The following is a 22,000-nucleotide window of genomic DNA, read 5'->3' on the forward strand; positions in this document are numbered from 1 at the left end:
ATATGCATCGGAAAATGATAATCATTATCAGTAAAAGAGTATAGGGGTTAGTGATTTTTGTCAATAAGGATATATCGAAGTTCAATTGAATCGCACATAGGTTCCGTATATGATAGTTTTATCATTGTTTAAGGGAGGCTACATTGAAGTGGCAGTATTAATTAACGAGCAAATTAAAGCTGACGAGGTAGTGCTCACCGGACTCTCAGGGGAGAAGCTCGGCGTTGTTTCCAAGTCAGAAGCCTTGGCTATGGCCCGATCCAAGGGAGTGGACCTGGTCTGCACCTCACTGATGAGTAGTCCGCCACCGTGCAGCTTGGTTGCAAAGGGCAAAGGAAAAGCGCTTGTGCAAAAAAAAGCCGCAGCAAGCAAAACAAATAACGGCCAAGCCGCAGGAAACCATGGTAAAGAAAAGGTCAAGGAGCTTCGCTTCACCGCTCACATTGAGGAGCATGATTACGACACGAAGCTGCGTCAGGCGGACAAACAACTGCGTTCTGGTAAACCGGTACAATTGGTCGTTAAGGCCTCAGGCGCAAAAGAAGCACCTGTCGCCAAAGCGGTACTGGAGCGTCTACTGGGCGATCTGAAGGAAGTCGGTGTAAAGGAAACTGGAATCCAGACGGGCGGCAAGGGCTCACAGGTGAAATTAAACCCTCGCTGAATGGCGAACCAAATGGCGAATCAGTAGATTGGACAAGTCTCTTAGTTCGTACGATCAAACACTTCACCTTAGTCCTCTAAACCTAGTTCGGCTATAAGAAAATCAGCCTGATCCATTTTCATCTGTTTCTTTTCTTGGCTGTAATCCCATCCGAGTGCTATAGCATATTTAATGATACGGGCACAAGTATTGGGTTTATGAAGGTTGATGGACCAGTTCCCCTTCCATGCAAAGCTCACTTCAAAAAATGAAGTTTTGGAAGAGTATATTCTAAGACTGACAAAATCTCTGCTAGGCATTTCATTAATCACACAATGAAAAATAAAATTATTGACCGTAATGTTTTTAGTTCTCTTAACAAAGGGCTTCATAAGTCACCACACTACTGATAAAATAGATGTTTTCACTTGTCGCTATTTCCCCACAGCACTCCATACCATGCTTGCTAAAAACGGAGGGAGAATCACAAATGAACATGAATGGACCTGTCCACATTTCCCGAAATGAGAGGCTTCAGACGTGCCATGAAATAGCTGCTAGGTTGCATGAAGTATACAAAGACAAAATTCTAGCTATAGGGGTCTATGGATCTGTTGCCAAAGGTACGGACGGCCCTTTCTCAGATATTGAAATGTTTTGTGTACTAAGTGAATCCAACGCTCCCGTAGATTTTAGCCATGAATGGTCGGCGGGTCCTTGGAAAGCCGAGGTGAACGTCTGTAGTTCAGACATTCTTCTGAAAACCGCCTCTACTGTTGAGGGTACGTGGCCGTTGACACATGGACCCTTCTTTTCCCCACTTCGTCTGTATGATCCTAAAGACTTTTTTTCCATATTAAAGGAAGCTGCCGAATCCCCAACAAAGGAAGATTTCAGGCATGCAATCAACGAAGTGCTTGTAGGTGAAATGTATGAGTTTATTGGAAAGCTTAGAAATGTCAGTATAAATGGCCCTCGTACCTACTTGCCGTACTTGATCATGCAGTTTGCCCAATATGGAGCTATGTTAGTTGGGTTACACAATCAGAAGCTTTTCTCAACGGGCTCAATGGTTCTACCAGAAGCACTGGAACTGCCGGGTCGTCCAGAGGGATTTGATCATCTAGTTAAGTTGGTTATGTCCGGAGATTTAGCGGAACCAACAAAGATCATTTCAGTCTGTGAAAATTTCTGGAGTAGCCTTGTGAGTTGGGCAGTCGAACATGACTATCATATTCAATCACAACGAATCCCATTTTGATTGAATATAACATCCACTTTATTTTTTGCTTACTATAGTATACCATGTTTTCGATATGCCAAATCCCTCTTTCGTTAAGGGGGATTTTAATTTTTTTCTCGGCGGAAAAAGATCCGTAATGAAGATATGCCACGCTATACTTTTTTGTAAAATATTTAAAATTTAAATTACTTGATTTCATTCCCCACCTCACTTATTCTCGGTATATGCATACTTTAGCTCTATTAATTCTTCTCATACACAGTCCTCATTCATGTACACATATGCTAAAATGTACATTTCCTGTGGATTCAGAAAAAATTTAGCTCATAGGGCTTTATATAGAATTTATTTTTGCTAATGTCCAACAACAGGGCCCTAGGCCCTATGACAGATTACATTTTAATGATATATTGATAGGTACTACAAAAGACTAATTACCCAGGGCTTGGGCTGGAGGATGTATGAAAAAGGAATCAAATCAAGACGAAACCAGTTATTTATTTAATGTTGATGTATTAGTTAAAGGTCGTTCGAACGTAGAGGCCCTTCAGTTCCTGCTTCATCTCTTGAGCCAAAACGAACAAATTGCGGATAGTCGGATTCAATCCGGTATCGAACTTGGTAATTTAATTGAAGCTGCATTGTATCTAAAAAAACAGTCGGCCGTTAATAGCCCGTCTGATGCAGCCGCTACGCTTGCGGAAAAATTCTCCAAAAAGAAATCAGCCGCAATTACGAACAAGACACCCGTTATTCAAGAGATCAAACAATCCCACGTACAGCCAAAGCCTGCAATACAACAAGACCTTAGTACGTACGAATGGATCAAACGCTATATACATGATAATACGCTTGTACGGTTAATCGTGAACCGCTACGGCGGACAGCGTAGCATTCCATGCCGCATACTCAACCTGGATCATGATAATAACCTGCTGAGTGTGTATCATGTTGATGAGAAGCAAGTGTACTCCTTTAAAATGAATGAGATTGATGAGATCACATCGTAAATGTAATATCTCACTAGAACAAGTAAGCATGAAAAAAGAGAATCGATAGGAAAAACATGGCGTCTTTCCTATCGATTCTCTTTTTTTAAATTGGGGCAATGAGCTTTCTAATTCTCTTTCTTTAGACCGGCAGCAGCCCATGCCAACAATATCCATCCTGCAATAAAACACACGCCTCCTAATGGGGTGATCGCACCCAGCACACGGATTCCGGTTAAACTTAGCACATACAGGCTGCCGGAAAATAAAATGATACCCGTGAACAACAGCCGCGCAGCCCATCTTAAGCGGGTCGAAGGGCCCCACTGTCCGGCAGCCAACGCAATGATCAGCAATCCGACAGCGTGAATCATATGATATTTCACAGCGGTTTCATATACGGCCAATGCATCCGCGTCAATCCGTGCTTTTACAATATGCGCCCCAAACGCTCCAATGGCTACCGCCAACATCATCATTATAGATCCTACCATAATCCATCTTCGTTGCATGTTTTTTTATACTCCTTTTCACTGATCCTTTTACCCGAATGTTCTTCTTATTTTATCGGAACAGCATGAAGTTTACCAGCCAGTGTGTGTAAACAAACCGCATACAAAATTTGATGATTAAGCCCTGTCTATTGGAGGGTAATGTGTAAAGTGGCTTGCTTTTTTGTTTATTTTGTGGAAAATTAGTACCTGTTCGGACTATGTTCAAGGAGTTGAAAAAATGAGTAACCAAGATCCTAATTTGCAAAAGCCTGCTGCGTCTGAGGAGCATCCTGTTTTTTCAGAAGCTCCTGTGTTCCAGCCTCCGGTCAAGCTCAAGCATTCCGGTCCCGGAATTGCTTCTTTTATTATGTCGCTCGTCAGTCTGATCGGATATATTATTCTAGCTATTATGGTCATTAATCTGATGGCTCATTTCAGCCAATACCAAACTATGAACCCGGAAGTCGCCTTGCAGCAAACCGGAACCATGCTGATTCCCTTTATTTTTTTAGCCAGCCTACTGCTCAATTGTAGCGGACTTGTGGTCGGAATCATCGGCATTGCGTTAAAAAACCGTAAGAAAACCTTTGCTATTATTGGATTAATCATTAATGCACTCATTATTGTAGGCTTTATTGCACTACTTGCCATCGGTCTCGCCATTCCGAATAGCACGGCGGATATTTATCCTTCGTCTGTGCAATCTTTATGATTTTTCTGCATCTCACAGAGAGGATTTAATGTATGAACAAAATTAAAATTTTTGCAGACAGTACCAGTGATGTTCCTGCTCACTGGCGTCAACAGTACGAGATTAGCATTGTACCATTGTATACCGTATTTGGTGATGAAGCATTGCAAGATGGGGTGAACATTCACCCGGAACAATTATTTCAGCGTGTCAGCCGCGAGGGACGCTTACCTCGTACCGCCGCACCTTCTCCGGCAGATTTTATTCAAGCCTTTACGCCCTACATAGAACAAGGAGAGGACATTTTATATATCAGTCTGTCCTCCGAGCTATCATCGACGTACCAGAATGCGCTGCTCGCTGCCTCCGAATTTCCAGAAGGTCGCATTACGGTTTTTGATTCCCTAAATCTCTCATGCGGCTTTGGCCTGCTTGTGATGAAAGCTGCTCGCGCGGCAGCAAACGGTAGTACAATAGAGCAGATTGTAGATATGTTGACGGCAACCAGACCGCTAATCGACACGGAATTTGTGATTGATACACTCGAATATCTATATAAAGGCGGAAGATGCTCAGGCATGCAAAACCTGATCGGCAGTCTGCTCAAAATTCGTCCAGTAATCAAAGTGATTGATGGAAAAATGACGCCTGCCTATAAGGTCCGCGGCAAACGTGAAAAAGCACTGGAACAAATGCTGCAAAATGCCCTGAACCAGCGGGATTTGATGGATAACGATATGATCATTGTCGTGCACGCTCTGGCTGAGGAAGATGCGCTGATGCTGCAAGCACGCCTACAAGAGGAAACGAACGCACAAGAGGTACTGTTAACAACAGCAGGCTGTGTTATATCTAGTCATTGTGGTCCACAAACGATCGGTATTATGTATGCCAAAAAAGCATAGTTTATCCAATATCAAACCTGTTACCCATCGGTAGCAGGTTTTTTGGTATTTTTCCAGCAATTTAGCAATGAATAACTTTCCTCTTTTTGATAGTATTATTCGTCGAGTAACAATATATACACTTACAATCTATCATAAAAAAGAAGGTTATTGGGATGAGTTCCAAACGATCGCGTTGGCTAACCAGGTTTACTCTATCGGCAACTACAGCCATTACAATATTCACAGCATTCACTTCATACTTAGCTGCCCCGGCAGCAGCATCCGGCGTAGCTTTTCGAGATATTTCACACAGCTACGCCTATCAGTCTATTATTTCCCTGCACGCTAAAGGAATTTTGAACGGTACACAACCTGGTTACTTCTCACCTAAAAAGGCCGTTACCAGAGCTGAATGGGTTACCGCATTGGATCGTGTCCTCGCTCTGGAGCCTGTACAAGCAGCTGTCTCCTCCTATAGGGATGTTCCCAAGCAAGCGTGGTACTACGGTTGGATCGAAGCGGCTTCGCAGCTCGATATCGTACAGGGAGGAACGTCCGGCACATTCCAACCCAACAGTCCTATAACCCGGCAAGAAGCAGCCTTAATGATTGCACGTCTCATCCGCTCTTCGGGCGGATCAGGTAGCATCACATCCTCTTTCACCGATCGTGACGAAATTGCAGATTGGGCTCTTGAAGGGGTAACCACCGTGAATCGTTACGGCTTTATGAAAGGTGAGAACAACTATTTCCACCCGGCATCTTCTCTCACTCGTGAAGAAACAGCGGCATTATTGGAGCGTCTGCTGACGTATTCAACACAGCATGCTCACCAAGCTGCTTCCACCGCTTCTTCCATTCGATTAGGCTGGCAATATGACCAAACCGTTCAGCAATTTGAAAATACGGTGCTTCAATCCAACATCAACACCCTGTCACCACGCTGGTTTTTTCTGAACGAAACGGGCAGTATCAGCGATTACACTAACTCTTCGCTGCTTTCCTGGTCCAAACAGCATCAAAAAAAAATCTGGGCTATGGTGGGCAACCGTTCCAATCTGGCGCTGACGCACCAAATTCTGTCCAGTGAGGTTCTACGGGCTAAAACCATAACTCAACTTGCCAATGCTGTATCTGTACATGATTTGGATGGGCTTGTCATTGATTTTGAAAATGTAGATGGTCAGGATCGTGCCTATCTTACATTGTTCGTCCAACAATTAAAAGCGAAGTTGAAAAGTCAAAATGCGGTACTGGCGCTCTGTGTATCTCCTGATTACGGAACGGACTGGACTGCCGCTTTTGATTATCAAAGGCTTGGCGCTGCGGCAGACTATCTAATCCTGATGGGATATGACGAGCATTGGGGGGGGAGCTCGATCCCTGGCTCCGTGTCCTCCCTGCCATGGCTGCGTGAAAGCGTGCGGCGCTTTGTACAAACCACCGATCCGGAAAAAGCAATTTTGGCGCTGCCGTTATTTACACGGAATTGGACACTTAACGCTAACGGGCAATCCATCGCTTCCTCTGATATTTCACTAGATCTGCAAAATCTGCTGGTGTCCCGTATCTCCTCCAAACCGATCTGGGACGAGGATATTCAGCAGTATACCGTGTCTTACAAAGATACTCAGCTTCATAAGCTATGGCTGGAAGAAGGGCGATCCATCACTCGTAAGTACCGCTTGGGTCAGGATCAAGGATTTGCTGGCTTCGCCTACTGGTATCCAGGCGGCGCAAGCTCTGATCTGTGGGTCAGTGTGAAAAATGCGGACCGCTTCATACAGCGTGGCTTGTAAAAGTCAAAAGCCTTCAACCTCACGTAAAAAGTGAAGGTGAAGGCTTTTGCCATACATACGTATTACCAGCCTACGACCGGTATGCAACTTGCCCGTTCACAACGGTCATTCGTACCTTAACATCAAGCAAAGCTTGGTGACTTTCCGATACATCGCGGTCAATAACGGTAAAGTCAGCGGCTTTGCCTTCAGCGATTGTCCCTCTTTCATCAGCTTCCCCAGCCGCTACTGCGCTTCCCATAGTAAACAGATGAATGGCTTCGTGAACATCCAGCTTCTCAGCGGGAAGATAGCCCTCATGCATTTCTTCCGGCTTGGCGCGAGTCACTGCCGCATGTATACCCAGAAATGGGTTTAGGGGCTCGATCGGCGCATCACTGCCTCCAGCACACGGAATGCCTGCTTGCAGCAGCTTTTTCCAGGCATATAAATACTCGGTCCGTTCTTTCCCAACCCGATCCAGCACCCAGGGAAAATCACTTGCGACAAAACGAGGCTGGATGTCTGCAATCAGCGGCAGCTTCGCCATTCTTTTAACCAAATCAGCCCGTAGCACCTGCCCATGAATCAGACGATCCGGCAACCCGCTTTCCTCCGTTAGTCCATGGGCCTCCATCGCTGTCAAAATCATGTGCGCCGCCCCATCTCCGATGGCATGTACAGCCACTGGAAAGCCTGCGGCTCTGGCTGCTGCCACCATCTGATTCAGCTCTGGCTGTGGTTGGATGGCCATTCCACACGTATGTGGAGCATCACTATAAGGTTCGGATAATAAAGCCGTTCTTCCACCAATAGCGCCGTCAGCAAATATTTTAATCGCACCGATTTTGAACCACTCATTTCCAGTACCTGCACGCAGCTCTTGTGCTTTCACTTCTTCCATAAATGGATGATAGATGAGCTGGTGTGTGCGAAAAGCAAGACCTTCTTCTCGCAGCTCCTTGTAAATTCGCTGCATCGTCTCTATGCTGCCCAAAAAACGTAAATCCTCCGTGTGCGCAGCAGTCAGACCCAGCCGTAGCGCATCCAGACAAGCTCGCCGGATCGTATCCTTCTTCGCCGAATAATCCGGCTCTGGCTGCACGCTTGTAAAGGCAAAGGATGCTTCCTCATAAATCAATCCATTTAACCGTCCCTCTGCGTCTCGTCCATAGGCTCCTGAAGCCGGATCAGGGGTGTTCTCGTGAATACCTGCACGCCGAAATGCCTCTGAATTGGCCAAAAACGTATGAAAGCACGTACGAGTCAGATATACCGGGTGCTGATCTGTAATGGCATCCAGCTCAGCTATATTTGGAATTTCAACAGGAATAAACGCGTTTTCGTTCCAATTAAGTCCTAAAATCCACTCTCCCGGCGGTGTTACAGCGACCCGCTTGCGCAGCATAGCCAGCATCTCGTCCTTGGAAGTAGCTGATGTGAAATCCAGCATAGCCAGCTTCATACCATGCATAGACAAATGCATATGGGCATCAGTTAAGCCCGGCAGTACATTGGCACCCTCCCAATCCACCGTCTCGTACTCCTTACCGGACAACTGCAATTCAAGCTCCCGGGCATATCCAATGGCCTGTATGCGGCCATGCTGTACAACGATGGAGTCTCCTTTGGAAGCCCAGTCCCCATATAACCTGCCGTGCTTGAACAAAACGAATGTCAACGCCACTCATCTCCTTTTCTCCAACTATATGCTTGATCTGCTGCATATTACGCCAAGGTTGCCACTTCCAAACGTAGTGTATTTATATCTACCTGCTGTACCTCCTGCGCAAAGTGATCATGAGCTGCACAGACAGCCATTTTATAATCTGGGTCTAGCTCATTATATTGCTTAAAGTGACAATACTCTGTAGTAAAACCCTCTGTCGTGAAACCTATAGACGGTCGTGCTTCCAACTCGAATGAAAAAGACTTTAACGGCAACGTCAGCCCCTGCCCTTCGGCCTTCACAAAACTTTCCTTGAGCGTCCAAAGATCGTAAAAATAGTCTAAACGACTCTCTGCATCCTCCTGCATTAATGCATCGTACTCTGCGTCTGAAAAGCATACCCTGCCTACCTCAAAATCAATAGGACGGAGCTGTTCAATATCAATACCAAGCGGGTGATCATCAATGGCGCATACTACCCATTTTCCCGAATGGGAAACATTAAAATGGAATGCCGGCGCATTCAACAAGGAGGGCTTGCCAAAAGCATTGTATGTAAACTGAAGGCTGGCATTTGGTATTTTTAATTGCCGACAAACCAACCACCTTAACAGCACATCGGCGTATAACCCCCTCAAAGCGTCTTCTCGATGTAAAAAACGATCCAACTTGTGCTGTTTTTCCAGTGAAACCTGATTTACCAGTAATTCATAATGTTCCTCAGCCTCCGGCTTGCTTGTATCAATCGCGTATATTTCCATGGTCGCCTCCTGTATACCTAATGGATATTAGCCAGTTTGTAACACTCACCAGTCGATTGAAGTCTGTTAAACTAGGATGACACTTGCCATATACATGGTCAATATACTACTCTAGCACTTTCAATTCAATATGGATACAATTGGGATAAGCAGCTCTATCAAAACTACTTCATAGACCCTATTAATGAAAGCGCTTTAAAATAACCATACAGAGGAGGACGAAACAATGAAATATGATTTTGCCCGCTTGCTGTGTATTATGCTCACTATTTTGCTTTCGTTAAGCATTTTTCAGATGTTTTCACCTAAGATCGCCTCAGCTGCTTCAGCGAATGTAGTAAATGGCATTCAGTTTAAAGATACAGATGGAAACGTGGTCCATGCCCATGGGGGCGGGATGATTAAAGTGGACGGTTATTATTATTGGTTTGGTGAAAATCGTAATCCGAATGGAACATTCAAGGCGGTCTCCGCCTATCGTTCCTCTGATTTAAAAAATTGGGAGTTTCGTAAAAACGTGCTGACCAGCAGTTCGGCCGCAGAGCTGAATGTATCGAATATTGAACGTCCGAAAGTGATTTATAACGAAAAAACACGCAAATACGTATTATGGATGCACAAGGAAAACGGGATTAATTACAACGAAGCCCGAGTGGCAGTTGCCTCATCCGATACTGTAGACGGAGATTATACGTATCAGGGCAGCTTCCGTCCGCTAGATTATGATTCGCGCGATATGACCGTATACAACGATAACGGTACTGCATACCTGATTTCGGCTACCCGTGTAAACGCGGATCTGAACATTTATCGTCTGACACCGGATTTCCTTCAAGTTGAATCGCTGGTGACTACACTTTGGCCAGGACAATATCGTGAAGCTCCAGCGATGTTCAAAAAAGGAGACGTCTACTTCCTGATTACATCCGGGGCAACCGGCTGGAATCCCAATCAGGCCAAGTATGCTACCGCATCGAGCATTGAAGGAACCTGGAGCAATACGATGAACTTCGGGGATAGTACAACCTATGGTTCACAGTCGGCTTACGTCATTCCTGTTGAAGGTACGCAGACGACCTCGTATCTGTATTTGGGCGACCGTTGGGCTGGGGCGTGGAGCGGTCCTGTGCAGGATTCTCAATATGTATGGCTGCCGCTGCGTTTTCCAACCGCGACCTCATTAGCTATGGATTGGTTCGACAGCATCAGCATTGATACCGCCAGTGGTGTAGTTGAGGGCGTAACTACGCCGATGGTCATCGACCCGGATAGTTATTATCAGCTGGTAAGCCGCAAGAGCAACAAGCCGCTAGGCATCATTGGCAATGCGACGACAGACGGAGCAGATTTAGAGCAGCGTGCGAATTCCGGAGCGCCAAGCCAGCAATGGCAGCTTAAGGATGCAGGCGGCGGATATTATAAAATTGTGAATCGGAACAGCGGGAAGCTGATTGGTGTTGAAAGCGGTGCTACAGCAGACGGCGCAGTTATTGAACAGTGGAATGATGGAGGCTGGTCCAGCCAGCATTGGCAGCTCGTATCCGTAACCGGAGGCTATTATAAGCTGAAAAATCGGGCAACGGGCAAGCTAATCGACATTTCCGAAGGTGCCACTGCCGATGGAGCCAAAGCCATTCAATGGGGCGATAATGGCGGGACGAACCAGCATTTCCGTGTAGTCAAAGTGGAATAGCTCAGATCCTTATCAAAAGGAGCCGTCATCCGAACAGATCGTAGTGATCTCTAACGGAAAACGGCTCCTTTTTATGCTAAAACGGTAAAATGGGGATGTCTAGTACACTACACTTCCCACGGAAAATCTGTCGTCAGAAAACTAGCCAGCTGCTTGCTTTCTTCCCTCCGCTGACGCCGTATGGCTGCGCGCGATGGAGCCGTCTGGTGTAATTGTATTTGCTCCTCTGTTTCCGGAATCACCTGTGGGACGGTCACTTTACGATTGTTCTCGTCCAATGCCACAAAGGTCAGGAAGGCGGTAGCTGCAATTTTGCGATCGCCAGTCATCAATCCCTCGCGAATCACTTTTACGAACACCTCCATCGAGCTGCGGCCTGTCCAAGTTACGAACGCTTCCAGCGTGACAGAATCGCTCGGGTGGATAGGCAGCAAAAAATCTACCGAATCCGTCGAGGCTGTAACTGTGTTCGTACGGCACAGCTTGGCGGCAGCAATAGATGCGATATCGTCGATATACGACATCAATCGGCCTCCAAAGAGCGTGTTATGATTGTTGATATCGTTGGGAAATACTCGGGACGTCTTAAAGCAGTAGGTTTCTCGGATGTACTTGCTTTCCATGGGTTCTTTCCTCTCTTTTCCTCGTTGCTCTCTTTTTATATCTCAGGATTTTGCAGAATCCTGTGTGGAAGTCTGTTGTAGACTATGTTAATCATCCCACTAATCCGCATAATAAATCAATACATAAAAATCGGCATCCTCATCCGAATTATTACGATAGGTATGGATATCAGATCCTTGAAATTGTACGGCGTCCCCTGCACTCAATTGGAGCTGTTGCCCCTGCATTTCAAAGTACATTTCCCCACGGATCATGAGAATCGTTTCCTCTCCCAGATGCTCTTCTGCCTTGTGTGTAAAGCCTGGCTTCAGACTTACCGTGAATACCTCGAACTTCTTTTCCGAGTGATACGGGAAGACAGGGTAAACAAAATAGTTACCGTCCTCATCAATAACTGGATGCAGATCTGCTCTACGAATTTTGGTGATTTGCGGCGGGTCTTCCTTAAGAAAAGTGGAGAAGGATACGTGCAAGCCGTTCGCAATCTTCCAAAGTGTGGTTACCGTAGGATTAGATTTCCCCTTCTCAATTTGAGCCAGCATCCCTTTGCTAACCCCTGTCAGTTCAGCCACCTTATCCAAACTAAGTCCTCTAGTTTTCCTAATTTGAGCCAAATTAGAACCAATAATATATTGCATTGAATCCACCGAATTATACCTCCTCGTATCCCAAAGTCTATATATGAAGAATACACAAAAGTGTCCGCTGTAGCTATAATTTACTGTTGACATTAACTATAAATGTCCTTAAACTTCACTTACTAAAACGTTTTTCAAAACTATTGTAATATCCTGAAGGGGGCCGCTATCCTGTGACTTTTTCATCCCTGAACACCCAACAGGCGAGAAAATCAACGTTGACTATCTAGGAGGGACTAAATTTGAATCCGCAAACCCGCAAGTCCCGCCACATGTACATGATGCAGCTGGCGACAATTTTTATTGGCTTTATTGTATTTGGTATCTCGGAAAATATAAAAGGTCCTGCCATTCCACGCATTCAATTCGACTTCAATCTGGATGAACAGCAGCTCGGAACATTGTTGTCTCTAAACGCACTTGGTTATTTGATTGCCTGCTCGTTCACCGCTGTCCTTGTCCGTAAGTGGGGAATCAAGGCGGTCAGCATCATTTCTTTTGCTTCCATGATCATCTCGGGAGTGTTCATCTACCTGTCGCACACGTATCCGTTCTTCGCTTCGTCCTACTTCTTGATGTATATCGGGAACGGCATGCTGGAGATTGCACTCGCAATTTTGGGGGCGAGGATTTTTGTGAAAAATACCGGCACGATGATGAATTTGTCTCACTTTTTCTATGGGCTTAGCTCAACAGTCGCCCCTTTGCTGGCGACGGGAGTCATGTCACTGACGGTATTTGGACATACGCTAGACTGGCGGGGAATGTATCTGGCTATGCTGTCGCTCTGCCTGCTGCCGATTGTGGCCGCGCTGCTCAGCACCTTCCCGGGAGACGATCTGCAGCATGAGGAACGGACCTCACTCAAGACCCTAACCCGCGATCCGGCACTCTGGATGATGGTAATGATCCTGTCGTTTGGGGTAGTCTCTGAGCTCGCAGTTGGGGGCTGGCTAGTCAACTTTTTAGAGAAAGCGTATTCATGGAGCACGGTGAAGGCGTCCAGCATGCTCTCAGCGTTTTTTCTTACCTTCTCGTTGGGGCGCCTGTTGCTTGGTCCGCTCACAGACCGGATGGGGTTTGTACTTTCGACGATTCTATTCTCCGCCTTCTCAGCGATATGTACGTTTGCAGCAATCGCGGGTGGGGAGAGACTGGCGTTTCTCTTTGCCGCATCGGGTGCCGGCATTGCAATGATCTATCCGACCGTGATGGCGTTCATAGCACGGAGATATCCGAAAGACAGTGATACAGCTATTACGTTCGTCGTCACACTGATGGGCATAGGTAGTGTCATTGGCAACTATGTGATCGGCTGGGTAATCGAAGGGGTCAAGATAGTCTACGGAGCAACCACTGAGCTTGGCATACTGCGCGGGCTTCAGGCGGGATATGGAGTTATTGGTCTATGTGCAGCCATCTGCGCGGTCTCGGGAATGATTCTCTACGGATATCTGAAAAAACGGCAAGAGCTTATATAAGCCACCACCTTAGGGTTGTCCCGTAAGTCATGAACTGACTGGGGCGCCCTTTTTTTACGAACTACTTGTTCGCTATAGGGATTATTCAATATAACATACAATTGTATAATATATTGATACTTCGCAATTTCCGTTATATACTATTATAAAATTTATACACTGGGGGTAAGGTTAACATGTCCATAGCTTCGGAATTGAGCGGAACGAAGCCCGATTCACTGAGCGTTTTACAAGGGGTTAAAGATTGTATTCCTACACTACTTGGTTATGTATGTATTGGATTCGCAGCTGGCATTGTGGGCGCTTCATCAGGGGTTAGCACCATGGAAATTGGTCTGATGTCAGCGCTTGTATACGCAGGCGCCTCCCAGTTTATTATGTGCTCGATGCTGGCGGCAGCCAGTCCTCCGTCTGTCATTATTTTAACAACATTTATTGTGAATGCTCGCCATCTGCTTTTAAGTGCGTCATTGGCTCCTTACTTTTCTAAATACTCACTGTGGAAAAACATAGGCATCGGTATCCTTTTGACGGATGAATCCTTTGGGGTAGCGTCGGATAAATTGGCTAAAGGCGGGCAGGTCAGTGACCGCTGGATGAACGGACTTAATATTACAGCTTATCTCGCTTGGATTGCTTCCTGTGTGGCTGGTGGAGTGCTAGGGAATTGGATTTCCCAGCCGGAAGCTTTTGGTCTAGACTTTGCCTTACCTGCAATGTTTCTGGCCCTACTCATTTCCCAACTCCAAAGTGTCCAGACCTCCAAACTCAAGCATCGCCTGCTGCTTGTGCTATGTATGGCCGTTCTAATGTACCTTTTGTCCTGGTGGGTGCCATCACATATCGCAGTCATTGTAGCGACCATGATCACCGCAACGATTGGAGTGTTAACTGACAAATGAATATTAGTCCCAATGTCCTGTATATCATTATCGGCGGTATGATTGTCACGGCAATTCCGAGAATCATCCCCTTCGTCGTGCTGCAAAAACTGACGTTGCCCAAACCTGTGTTACAGTGGCTGTCCTACATCCCCATTTGCATCTTCACGGCACTGGTCATGGAAAATCTGCTCGTACGAACTGAAACCTCGGTCACTCTTAATGGGCAAGTGCTTATAGCGGTCCTTCCTACGCTGGTGACCGCTTTGTGGAGCAAAAATTTGCTGGCTACTGTGGTTGTGGGTATTGTGAGTATGGCTGTAGTTCGAGTTTTGTGGTTGGGATAGAAAATCCCCTCCTAAAATAGGAGGGGATTTGTCCTTTCTTACGATCCGCCTGTCGCCTTTACCAACGGAGGTGACAGCATCTCTTGCTCAAGTTCACTTTCTCCTTGTGAAAGATACGAAGATGCTTGTAGCCTGAACATTTCAGCGTATACTCCGTCCATATCCATTAAGTGTTTATGACTGCCCGCTTCCACAATTCTGCCCTCCTTCATTAAAATAATGGTATCCGCCATACGTGCGGAGGACAATCTGTGTGAAATAAATACTCCTATTCTCTCGTGAACAAGCTGATCAAATTTTTGAAAAACTTCCTTCTCTGCGTGTGGGTCTAAAAAAGAACTCGGCTCATCCAACACATAGATATCGGCATTTCTCATAAAAGCCCTAGCTATTGCTATGCGCTGCCACTGCCCTCCAGATAGCTGTTGTCCATCTTCAAACCATTTTCCAAGCAGAGTGTTCAGTTTTTCTGGCAGACCAGCTATCAAATCTACAATGCCTGCCTTATCAACAGCTGCCCAAATGGCCTCATCATTTTCTCTGGAAGCCACATGACCAAAGCCTATATTATCCCTAACAGACATCTCATAATGTACAAAGTCCTGAAAAACGACGCCTATCTTTCCCCTAAAGCTGTCTTTATCCAATTCGTGTATTGAGTGTCCATTAATTAAGATTTCTCCTTCAAAATCAGAATACAGATGAGTGAGTAACTTTACAATTGTTGATTTACCCGATCCATTTCTCCCTACAATGGCTAGCTTCTCTCCTTGATGAAGAGTAAAGCTAACATTAGAAATGGCATTCTCCTCCGTGTTAGGATATCTAAACGATACATTTCGAAATTCAATACTGTGTATAGCAGACAAAGGAAAGTGTTGAACTGACTTTTGCATTTTCGTTTCCTCCGGCATATCCAGAAAGTCAAAAAGCTGCTTAATATACAAATTATTTTGACACAGACTTAAAATACCTTGTACAATACTCTGCGACGTTGACTGGGTTAACGTGATACCTTGAATTAAGCTCACCAGGTTCCCCACTAAAATTTGACCAACATAAGTGGCTTGTATGGCCATGAAAATAATAAATGCGCATGCACCCTGATTCACAATCTGAAATGCAAGAGAAGTATAGGATCTACGAACCGCTAGCACTTTATCCTCACGATAAAACCCTTCGAGTATCATTTTATATCTTTTTCGCAGGTAATCTCCTAGTTGAAATATTTTCACTTCTTTAAAACTATTATCTCTCGTCACCAAAAAAGACAAGTACCAGGATTCGCGTTGTCTTCCTGCTCTTTGAAAGTGAACATTAAATTCTCTTTGCCCAATGCGTAAAAAGGAATAGAATGACAAACATGGAATGAGAAAAATGAATAAAAATGCCCACCATCTCCACGCAATAAGAATAGCACCCGTCGAAAATAAGGTTACCACACTGCTCATAATGGCGAGGATCTGAGTAAATATTTCAAATGGTCTGTAATCTGCTTCTCCCTGAGCACGTTGAAGCATATTTTGCACATCTGCATCCTCAAACGACTGCAAAGACATCTTTTGTGCTTTTTCAATAATTCTGATATTTACCTGGTTTGATAGCCGGCTTTGAAACATTTTACGAAAAAAGCTTTCCCCAATATTGATCAGATCGTACAGCAAATTGACACCTATTAGAACACCAAAAGCTATAAAAACAGGCTGAAAGCTTCCTCCTGACGCTCCTGCCACAACACTATTAATTAATTCCCTCGTTGCTAAAAGGATCACAGCAGGAACGGCACCCTTCAACAAATTTGTAATAAGTATAGCGATCAAAAAAGTAGGGTGTGTGTCCCAAAGCAGCCTGAATATACGAGGCCAAAATAAAAAGGTACGAAATATATTTTGGTAGGACAAGGAAACCAGGTCATTGGTTTGTCCTTTAGACTGTGACATGGCGCACTCCTTTCCGATGCAACAGGTTGGCCGCTGTATGCTTTGCCAAAGCCATACATTTCATTTCCCGTTCCCGATTTACACCCAGCAGACGATTCAGGTGCATATGAATGATACTGCCTAAAATATCATTAGCATGATTCGTAAGCTCATGATTGTTTTCAGCCAGGGTTATCGCTTGAGCATACTGTTGAATCATGGCCTGTCTTTTTTCTACAAGTGCCAACAAAGCGACCTGTGTAGCCGTATCCGCTTGTCTAATCCATTCATATTCCGATTCTACAGCGGTAATCAATGCTTTTTTAACATCCCTGAACGCCTTCATATAAGGCTTGCTGTCAATTCTACCTTCTAGCCAGTCCGCTTGCTCCTGAATCGTTAAACCAAAGCTGCTTAAATAGTGAATAATGTTAATCACAGCTGCAATCTCTATGTCCAGATTGAAAGCTTTGGAACGAATTCCTGCCATATAGGCGATAACCCATCGGCTATCCACGTCAAAAACCTGTTCTGCCAGGTCCATAAGTGTCTGCCCTCCATACCTCTCCAACTCAGGAAGGTATGTATCCAGTACCATATGGGTGATAAGTCCCTCTTCACGCAGCTCACCTGCCCACTGATTTAATTGCGCCAAGCCAGCACTCCATAGTTGACCTGGCTCTCCTTGAAACCGCAGACGAATATGATGCTCAGGATCAACGTACCGCAAAAAATAAGATTTTTTACTCCAATCCTCAAATTCCGGGTTATTTCGGAGTTGATCCAAGCTTAAGGAAATAAGATCCGTTTCCCTTTCCTTGACTCCATACAATTTAAGGTACAGCCATTCACCTCCTGGAAGGAACCCTCTATGAATGCCCGAAGGGGTATAAGCCATGAATTTTTGAGAATCCATCTTGTGGGGTAAACTTGGAATACTCGGCTTCCCCTTTATTTTTTTCTTCTTGAGCGGAAACACAAATTCCCCCATATATCTTCCAGCGGTCCCATGTAGCGGGGTATGGAATGGATCGCCCAAACACTCGGTAAGAAGCAGTTCCTGTCCTTCCCTCATCTTGCTCATCTCACGAAGCAATTCTTTGATATGGAAGAGATTGCACAGGTCCAATAACAGTCGGTTATCTCCCATCGTTAAATAAACATAGCGTGGCACATTCCACTGTTCTCTCCAAGTATGAAAAAGCTCCTCCCTTGCTTGAGGCTCAGTTAAATCTGAAATATTCAATGCAGCCTTGCCAAGCCTCCACTGCGCAGCACTAATAACAATTTTTCCATATACAAGTCTTGGCAAAAAAGGAGACTGCTCTAGTGGCCCCCAGTCAAAGTATGACCATGTGCCAAGCTCTTTGTTGGTGATATCGGTCAAGAATCTGAATACATGCGGTGAAAGCTTGTAATTAAGCATATGGGTTTGCAGGGGGATGATTTCTTTACCCAAACGCCTGGACTTGACATAGAAACGGTCGTGAGTTGCACCTATCAATAAATCATCCATGTGTAGTGTCTGCTCCTCATCTTTAGAAGAGGTCGTTCCGGACACGATTTCATATTCCATAAAATTTTTGCTCAGTGATATATTCGATATTTTTCCCTGGTCAGGCATAAAAACCATCTCTGCCAACAAGGCGTCGGGATGAAAGCATCGGTGATGATCATAAATATCAGAGAATTTCTGAACATACTCTTCACTAAACATATCCAGAAAACGTCCAAAAGTTTTACCTGCCCGATTAGAACCGGCGCTGGGCCCAAGTAAAAGCTTATAGTCTCCTAAATCAACTTTTTCAGGTGATTCGGCAAATATACTGTAGTATACCTCCAAAGATTCCGGGGAAGTGTCATCATTATCGGATATCGTCAGCTGCTCCAACTGCTCATCTGAAAGAACGATTTCTATGTCATGGTTGGCAATGGCATTCGAAAGCCATTGAAAGAGAACTGCGTTGCGTTTAAATGCTTCCATGCCCATTGATTTTTTCTCATTGGTACGATACGTCTTTGGTATACCAAGTCCCCAATCCTCATCAAACAGTTCATTGATAGGGACCTCCTGGTACACTCCGTACTTTTCCAAAAAACGATTTAAATATTCGTCCAGTTCATCCGTTTTTGGGGATGAAAACAACCTGCACATGACTTCAGCTCCTAATGCAACATCATCGAGCACATGTCTCGGCAGCGTTACTTCTTGAGCTAATTTGACATCGACCTGTACAGGCGTTTTTACAGCAATGATATCTAGCATTTTTCCACATAGTTCTCGGTAGGCCTTCTCTCCTTCTCCAATCATGCACTGATTGTATTGTCGTAATAAAATATCAATTTCGTGTAAAATGTCAGTCCAATGATCAGACATGTCCATTTTTTTAATTTTTTCAAATATGTAATGAAAAGGTGAGTGATCCATCAGTGGAGGTCTAAGCTCGCTCAAAATAAACTCTTGCTCTACAAGCTGCTGCAAAAAATGAGCGATGATTTCCGTAGTAGCGTCAGGAAATGCCTTCAATAGTAATTCTTTAAGCTCCATCACCTGAATCGGATGCTCAGCAGCTTCAAACGTCAGGCGAACGACGTCCGTAAGCCGAATGGAACTAAACATTTCGGCCGAATCATCGGTTTCTGCCGCTCCATGCTTAGGCCGAAATGGTAATTTGGCGCGATCGCCCTTGATCATAACCGTTCGGTTTAAGAAAACCTTTAATTGATCAAATATGACTGGGTCAGACTCCATTTTTCGGATAATCTTATATATCCATTCCATGTCAGGTCTAGCTCTCTTCAGATGTTGATGATAGGTACCTATGTCCAAATGGGTAGTATCCTTACAAATCCCTTGCCCCACCCCTGAAAATAATCCAAATGGAGTCGTTCGGGTAGTCATCCGAATAAAATAACGATAAAAACTATTCAGCGTCTTCTCATACTTTTGTAACTCTCCTTTATCTTCCAAAGCATCGTCATCGTTCAAGTAGTGTAGAAACTGCATAAGGGACGGAGAGGCCAATGAAATAGCTTCTCGAATAACAGCTTCACGGGACACAAGCTTTAGTCGACGAGTGATTTTCTCCAAAGAAAGATGGCTATCTACATCTTGATCCGAAAACACCTCAAAATATTGCTCTAACGGTAGTAATGGGGCTCTGATTAGAAAATAATCACATGCGCTGAACCATCGTTCATTCTTATCTCTCGGTTCTCTATGTAGGTTATGAGCATCAGTGTAATGCAGTTGTCTCTTCACAACTGGCCACCTCCAAGTTTTTAGGAAATATATTCAACCTGTAACCGATTCCATGGCATGTTACCAGTATTTTCGGATGACTTGGATCATCTTCTATTTTCTCTCTCAATTTTCGGATATGCACATACACCGTATTAGATGTAGTAAAAGCATCAACTCCCCATACTCTGTCTATAATGTGATCAATCGTGGATGCACACTCTTTCGCTGTAAGGAGATACATCAATAATCGAAATTCCATCATCGTCAGCATATGCTCATGTCCTTGCTTCCAAATAACCTTACCAGCAGGATCAAAAATGACATTGGGTGATAAACTAATTGCCTCCTGATCTCTTTCCAGCCCATATTCAGATGAAGCCATGGAAAGCAGTTGTTTGAGGAGATCCAATTGCCGTTTGTCATCACAATGATAGGATAGGAAGATAAATGGGACTGTAAATTTTTCTTTAATGGTGTGCCAGTGAGATAAATCCTCTAGCGTTACGTGATCCTGATTCAAAGCTACACCGATGCACTGCTCATCAATATCCGGTAGAGCCTGGTAAAGCGAATCATAAAACATAATTTGAATGTTTTCTGGAGTGCTTAAAGTCTCAAAAAAATGCTTAATCTTCTTAAAGGATGATATAACCATAAATTTTTGTTTCATCTAATCCTCCCCAAAAACACGGCTTCAGATAAGCAGTTAAGACAGAGCTTTTACGAAATTAGAAACAATTCACTCCATCTCCCTGAATATTTAGGTTGTTCCTTCCCTACTCCATAGTCCAACAAGCTTAATGCAATTCCTGTTGCCCCTTGCAGTATTCCTATATTATGAACATGAGTTGTCCCCTCCAAGTCCTGATAACCAAATGGGAGCTCTTCATCGTATAGATTCATCAACTTTAATGCTATTTGGTCGGCAAAGCCTAATGCAGCTTGATTACCAGTGAAGTAATAGAATCTATGAGCCATATGAAGCAAACCCGCCAATCCATGACAGAAAGTGGGGGATAGCGCGTTTAAAAGCTCATCATCCAAGCAAAATACGGATTTCATAGCTTGTTCAGCTATCTTTGTCCATTCTTCATTGCTACACTCCATTCCTGCTCTGAATAAAGTCCATGCTATCCCACAGGTTCCATGGCACCAGCCTTCAATTTCTCTCATTCCTTCTTTGTTATCTGTCTTGTTCATTGAAGTCGCTTGAGAGCTTACAGGCCAATACAAACCATATTGATCCTCCTGAATTTGAATAAGCAAAAAATCGGCTATATATTCTATAGCCTCATGTAATCCTTTAACTCTAATCTTTTTTTGTAGGGCAGTGACAAGTAGTGCAAGGATTCCGGTGATGCCATGCGCCATTCCTAGATGAATCGAAGTCGAACTTCCCCTTGATACCGAATGTATATATTCAGGTATAAAGTGCGTTATAGTATCTAATAGTTGATGGGTCAGATTGCACATCTTCTCGTCGTCTTCAGGAATCTCTAATGTGTATCTGCCCACTCCGAGCAGGCCGTGGATAACGTCCATCTGCTTGCTGAACTCTGTAATTGTATTTATAACGGGTGACTTTACCCATTGAGTACGAATATAATCATTTATTTGATTTAACAGTTGCTGATAATTAGCTCTGTTATTTGAGGCAAGCAATATTCCATATGCTACACCTGTAGAACCATAGTACAGAGATATATCGGGTAGTAATATTAAAGAATTGCGATGTAAATACAACAACTGTGTATGCACATGTTCTGCCCAATTCTGATCAGGTTTCAGATAACCCCACTCGGCCAACAACACGAATACACCTGGAACTCCATCAGCAAGCCAGCCGGGATTCCAAGGGGCCGTCCCACGCGAAGGTGAAAGGTTGTTTCTATGATGAACTATTTTTTCTGTATATGATAGGTCTATCAGTTTTTGTGTAATATTTTTGCTGATCTCAACTGACCTTTCCTGCAAATCTCCAACCATAATTCCTCCCCCTATTTTATAACCGGGAAAAG

At 44.4% G+C, this 22,000-nt stretch carries 20 protein-coding genes; 10 read left to right on the forward strand and 10 right to left on the reverse strand.

Annotation, left to right across the window (positions count from 1 at the left end; translation table 11 throughout):
• Positions 1-148 precede the first annotated feature (148 nt).
• Positions 149-664, forward strand: a complete 516-nt coding sequence (infC, locus tag HFD99_RS05475) for a translation initiation factor IF-3 (RefSeq protein WP_019686800.1) — start codon at positions 149-151, stop codon at positions 662-664.
• A 68-nt stretch (positions 665-732) separates the two neighbouring features.
• Here infC and HFD99_RS05480 read toward each other — a convergent pair whose 3' ends face one another.
• The gene (locus tag HFD99_RS05480) at positions 733-1,035 is read right to left on the reverse strand and encodes a hypothetical protein (protein WP_123796957.1); all 303 of its coding nucleotides are present in this window, start codon (positions 1,033-1,035) and stop codon (positions 733-735) included.
• Positions 1,036-1,133: 98 nt separating this feature from the next.
• Here HFD99_RS05480 and HFD99_RS05485 point away from each other — a divergent pair, with 98 nt between their 5' ends.
• Together HFD99_RS05485 and HFD99_RS05490 are read left to right on the forward strand one after the other, a co-directional pair.
• On the forward strand, positions 1,134-1,904 hold the full coding sequence (locus HFD99_RS05485) for an ANT(4')-I family aminoglycoside nucleotidyltransferase (protein ID WP_031463176.1): 771 nt from the start codon (positions 1,134-1,136) through the stop codon (positions 1,902-1,904).
• Between the two features lie 443 nt (positions 1,905-2,347).
• Positions 2,348-2,896: a hypothetical protein gene (locus tag HFD99_RS05490; protein ID WP_016820460.1), complete on the forward strand. Its 549-nt coding sequence runs from the start codon at positions 2,348-2,350 to the stop codon at positions 2,894-2,896.
• Positions 2,897-3,003: 107 nt separating this feature from the next.
• Here the strand turns inward: HFD99_RS05490 and HFD99_RS05495 are convergent, their stop codons facing one another.
• A complete protein-coding gene (locus tag HFD99_RS05495) occupies positions 3,004-3,387 on the reverse strand; it encodes a DUF423 domain-containing protein (RefSeq protein ID WP_031463175.1) in 384 nt (127 codons plus the stop codon).
• Between the two features lie 220 nt (positions 3,388-3,607).
• Here HFD99_RS05495 and HFD99_RS05500 point away from each other — a divergent pair, with 220 nt between their 5' ends.
• From HFD99_RS05500 to HFD99_RS05510, 3 genes are all read left to right on the forward strand, one after another.
• On the forward strand, positions 3,608-4,081 hold the full coding sequence (locus tag HFD99_RS05500) for a hypothetical protein (protein WP_016820462.1): 474 nt from the start codon (positions 3,608-3,610) through the stop codon (positions 4,079-4,081).
• A 32-nt stretch (positions 4,082-4,113) separates the two neighbouring features.
• Positions 4,114-4,965, forward strand: coding sequence for a DegV family protein (locus tag HFD99_RS05505; RefSeq protein WP_016820463.1), 852 nt, complete (start codon positions 4,114-4,116; stop codon positions 4,963-4,965).
• Positions 4,966-5,120: 155 nt separating this feature from the next.
• Positions 5,121-6,746 carry an S-layer homology domain-containing protein gene (locus HFD99_RS05510; RefSeq protein ID WP_016820464.1) on the forward strand — a complete coding sequence of 542 codons (1,626 nt, stop codon included), beginning with the start codon at positions 5,121-5,123 and terminating at the stop codon, positions 6,744-6,746.
• A gap of 70 nt (positions 6,747-6,816) precedes the next feature.
• Here HFD99_RS05510 and HFD99_RS05515 read toward each other — a convergent pair whose 3' ends face one another.
• Together HFD99_RS05515 and HFD99_RS05520 are read right to left on the reverse strand one after the other, a co-directional pair.
• Positions 6,817-8,406, reverse strand: a complete 1,590-nt coding sequence (locus tag HFD99_RS05515) for an amidohydrolase (protein ID WP_039276946.1) — start codon at positions 8,404-8,406, stop codon at positions 6,817-6,819.
• 47 nt (positions 8,407-8,453) lie between these two features.
• Positions 8,454-9,155: a 4'-phosphopantetheinyl transferase family protein gene (locus HFD99_RS05520; RefSeq protein ID WP_039276944.1), complete on the reverse strand. Its 702-nt coding sequence runs from the start codon at positions 9,153-9,155 to the stop codon at positions 8,454-8,456.
• Between the two features lie 226 nt (positions 9,156-9,381).
• Between HFD99_RS05520 and HFD99_RS05525 the strand changes: the two genes are divergently transcribed.
• Positions 9,382-10,848 carry an RICIN domain-containing protein gene (locus tag HFD99_RS05525; RefSeq protein ID WP_039276941.1) on the forward strand — a complete coding sequence of 489 codons (1,467 nt, stop codon included), beginning with the start codon at positions 9,382-9,384 and terminating at the stop codon, positions 10,846-10,848.
• A 107-nt stretch (positions 10,849-10,955) separates the two neighbouring features.
• Here HFD99_RS05525 and HFD99_RS05530 read toward each other — a convergent pair whose 3' ends face one another.
• Both HFD99_RS05530 and HFD99_RS05535 read right to left on the reverse strand, forming a co-directional pair.
• A complete protein-coding gene (locus tag HFD99_RS05530; RefSeq protein ID WP_014599583.1) occupies positions 10,956-11,471 on the reverse strand; it encodes an acyl-CoA thioesterase in 516 nt (171 codons plus the stop codon).
• 99 nt (positions 11,472-11,570) lie between these two features.
• Positions 11,571-12,119 carry a helix-turn-helix domain-containing protein gene (locus HFD99_RS05535; RefSeq protein WP_039276938.1) on the reverse strand — a complete coding sequence of 183 codons (549 nt, stop codon included), beginning with the start codon at positions 12,117-12,119 and terminating at the stop codon, positions 11,571-11,573.
• Positions 12,120-12,352: 233 nt separating this feature from the next.
• Between HFD99_RS05535 and HFD99_RS05540 the strand changes: the two genes are divergently transcribed.
• The 3 genes from HFD99_RS05540 to HFD99_RS05550 all read left to right on the forward strand — a co-directional run bounded on the left by HFD99_RS05540 (position 12,353) and on the right by HFD99_RS05550 (position 14,819).
• Positions 12,353-13,591: an MFS transporter gene (locus tag HFD99_RS05540; protein ID WP_017426681.1), complete on the forward strand. Its 1,239-nt coding sequence runs from the start codon at positions 12,353-12,355 to the stop codon at positions 13,589-13,591.
• A gap of 176 nt (positions 13,592-13,767) precedes the next feature.
• Positions 13,768-14,493 (forward strand): AzlC family ABC transporter permease, encoded by a 726-nt coding sequence (locus HFD99_RS05545; RefSeq protein ID WP_016820470.1) that lies wholly within the window; start codon positions 13,768-13,770, stop codon positions 14,491-14,493.
• Positions 14,490-14,819, forward strand: coding sequence for an AzlD domain-containing protein (locus HFD99_RS05550; RefSeq protein WP_016820471.1), 330 nt, complete (start codon positions 14,490-14,492; stop codon positions 14,817-14,819). Before HFD99_RS05545 ends, HFD99_RS05550 begins: the two co-directional genes overlap by 4 nt.
• A gap of 38 nt (positions 14,820-14,857) precedes the next feature.
• Here HFD99_RS05550 and HFD99_RS05555 read toward each other — a convergent pair whose 3' ends face one another.
• Genes HFD99_RS05555 through HFD99_RS05570 form a run of 4 tightly spaced genes read right to left on the reverse strand, consistent with a single transcriptional unit; the run spans position 14,858 to position 21,968 of the window.
• Positions 14,858-16,759, reverse strand: a complete 1,902-nt coding sequence (locus HFD99_RS05555) for an ABC transporter ATP-binding protein (RefSeq protein ID WP_039276935.1) — start codon at positions 16,757-16,759, stop codon at positions 14,858-14,860.
• Positions 16,746-20,000, reverse strand: coding sequence for a lantibiotic dehydratase (locus HFD99_RS05560; protein WP_123796956.1), 3,255 nt, complete (start codon positions 19,998-20,000; stop codon positions 16,746-16,748). Before HFD99_RS05560 ends, HFD99_RS05555 begins: the two co-directional genes overlap by 14 nt.
• Complete coding sequence (locus tag HFD99_RS05565) at positions 19,975-20,652, reverse strand: winged helix-turn-helix domain-containing protein (RefSeq protein WP_016820474.1); 678 nt, start codon at positions 20,650-20,652, stop codon at positions 19,975-19,977. The genes HFD99_RS05560 and HFD99_RS05565 overlap by 26 nt, the downstream gene beginning before the upstream one ends.
• Positions 20,653-20,702: 50 nt before the next feature.
• The gene (locus HFD99_RS05570; RefSeq protein ID WP_016820475.1) at positions 20,703-21,968 is read right to left on the reverse strand and encodes a lanthionine synthetase C family protein; all 1,266 of its coding nucleotides are present in this window, start codon (positions 21,966-21,968) and stop codon (positions 20,703-20,705) included.
• Positions 21,969-22,000: the final 32 nt, after the last annotated feature.

Source organism: Paenibacillus sp. EKM301P (assembly GCF_011800295.1).
GTDB lineage: Bacteria > Bacillota > Bacilli > Paenibacillales > Paenibacillaceae > Paenibacillus > Paenibacillus polymyxa.

Bases quoted from the DNA above. Each gene is read 5' to 3' on its own strand.
- HFD99_RS05480 (WP_123796957.1), bottom strand. From the start codon at position 1,035: ATGAAGCCCTTTGTTAAGAGAACTAAAAACATTACGGTCAATAATTTT.
- HFD99_RS05485 (WP_031463176.1), top strand. From the start codon at position 1,134: ATGAACATGAATGGACCTGTCCACATTTCCCGAAATGAGAGGCTTCAG.
- HFD99_RS05490 (WP_016820460.1), top strand. From the start codon at position 2,348: ATGAAAAAGGAATCAAATCAAGACGAAACCAGTTATTTATTTAATGTT.
- HFD99_RS05495 (WP_031463175.1), bottom strand. From the start codon at position 3,387: ATGCAACGAAGATGGATTATGGTAGGATCTATAATGATGATGTTGGCG.
- HFD99_RS05500 (WP_016820462.1), top strand. From the start codon at position 3,608: ATGAGTAACCAAGATCCTAATTTGCAAAAGCCTGCTGCGTCTGAGGAG.
- HFD99_RS05505 (WP_016820463.1), top strand. From the start codon at position 4,114: ATGAACAAAATTAAAATTTTTGCAGACAGTACCAGTGATGTTCCTGCT.
- HFD99_RS05510 (WP_016820464.1), top strand. From the start codon at position 5,121: ATGAGTTCCAAACGATCGCGTTGGCTAACCAGGTTTACTCTATCGGCA.
- HFD99_RS05520 (WP_039276944.1), bottom strand. From the start codon at position 9,155: ATGGAAATATACGCGATTGATACAAGCAAGCCGGAGGCTGAGGAACAT.
- HFD99_RS05525 (WP_039276941.1), top strand. From the start codon at position 9,382: ATGAAATATGATTTTGCCCGCTTGCTGTGTATTATGCTCACTATTTTG.
- HFD99_RS05530 (WP_014599583.1), bottom strand. From the start codon at position 11,471: ATGGAAAGCAAGTACATCCGAGAAACCTACTGCTTTAAGACGTCCCGA.
- HFD99_RS05545 (WP_016820470.1), top strand. From the start codon at position 13,768: ATGTCCATAGCTTCGGAATTGAGCGGAACGAAGCCCGATTCACTGAGC.
- HFD99_RS05550 (WP_016820471.1), top strand. From the start codon at position 14,490: ATGAATATTAGTCCCAATGTCCTGTATATCATTATCGGCGGTATGATT.
- HFD99_RS05555 (WP_039276935.1), bottom strand. From the start codon at position 16,759: ATGTCACAGTCTAAAGGACAAACCAATGACCTGGTTTCCTTGTCCTAC.
- HFD99_RS05565 (WP_016820474.1), bottom strand. From the start codon at position 20,652: ATGAAACAAAAATTTATGGTTATATCATCCTTTAAGAAGATTAAGCAT.
- HFD99_RS05570 (WP_016820475.1), bottom strand. From the start codon at position 21,968: ATGGTTGGAGATTTGCAGGAAAGGTCAGTTGAGATCAGCAAAAATATT.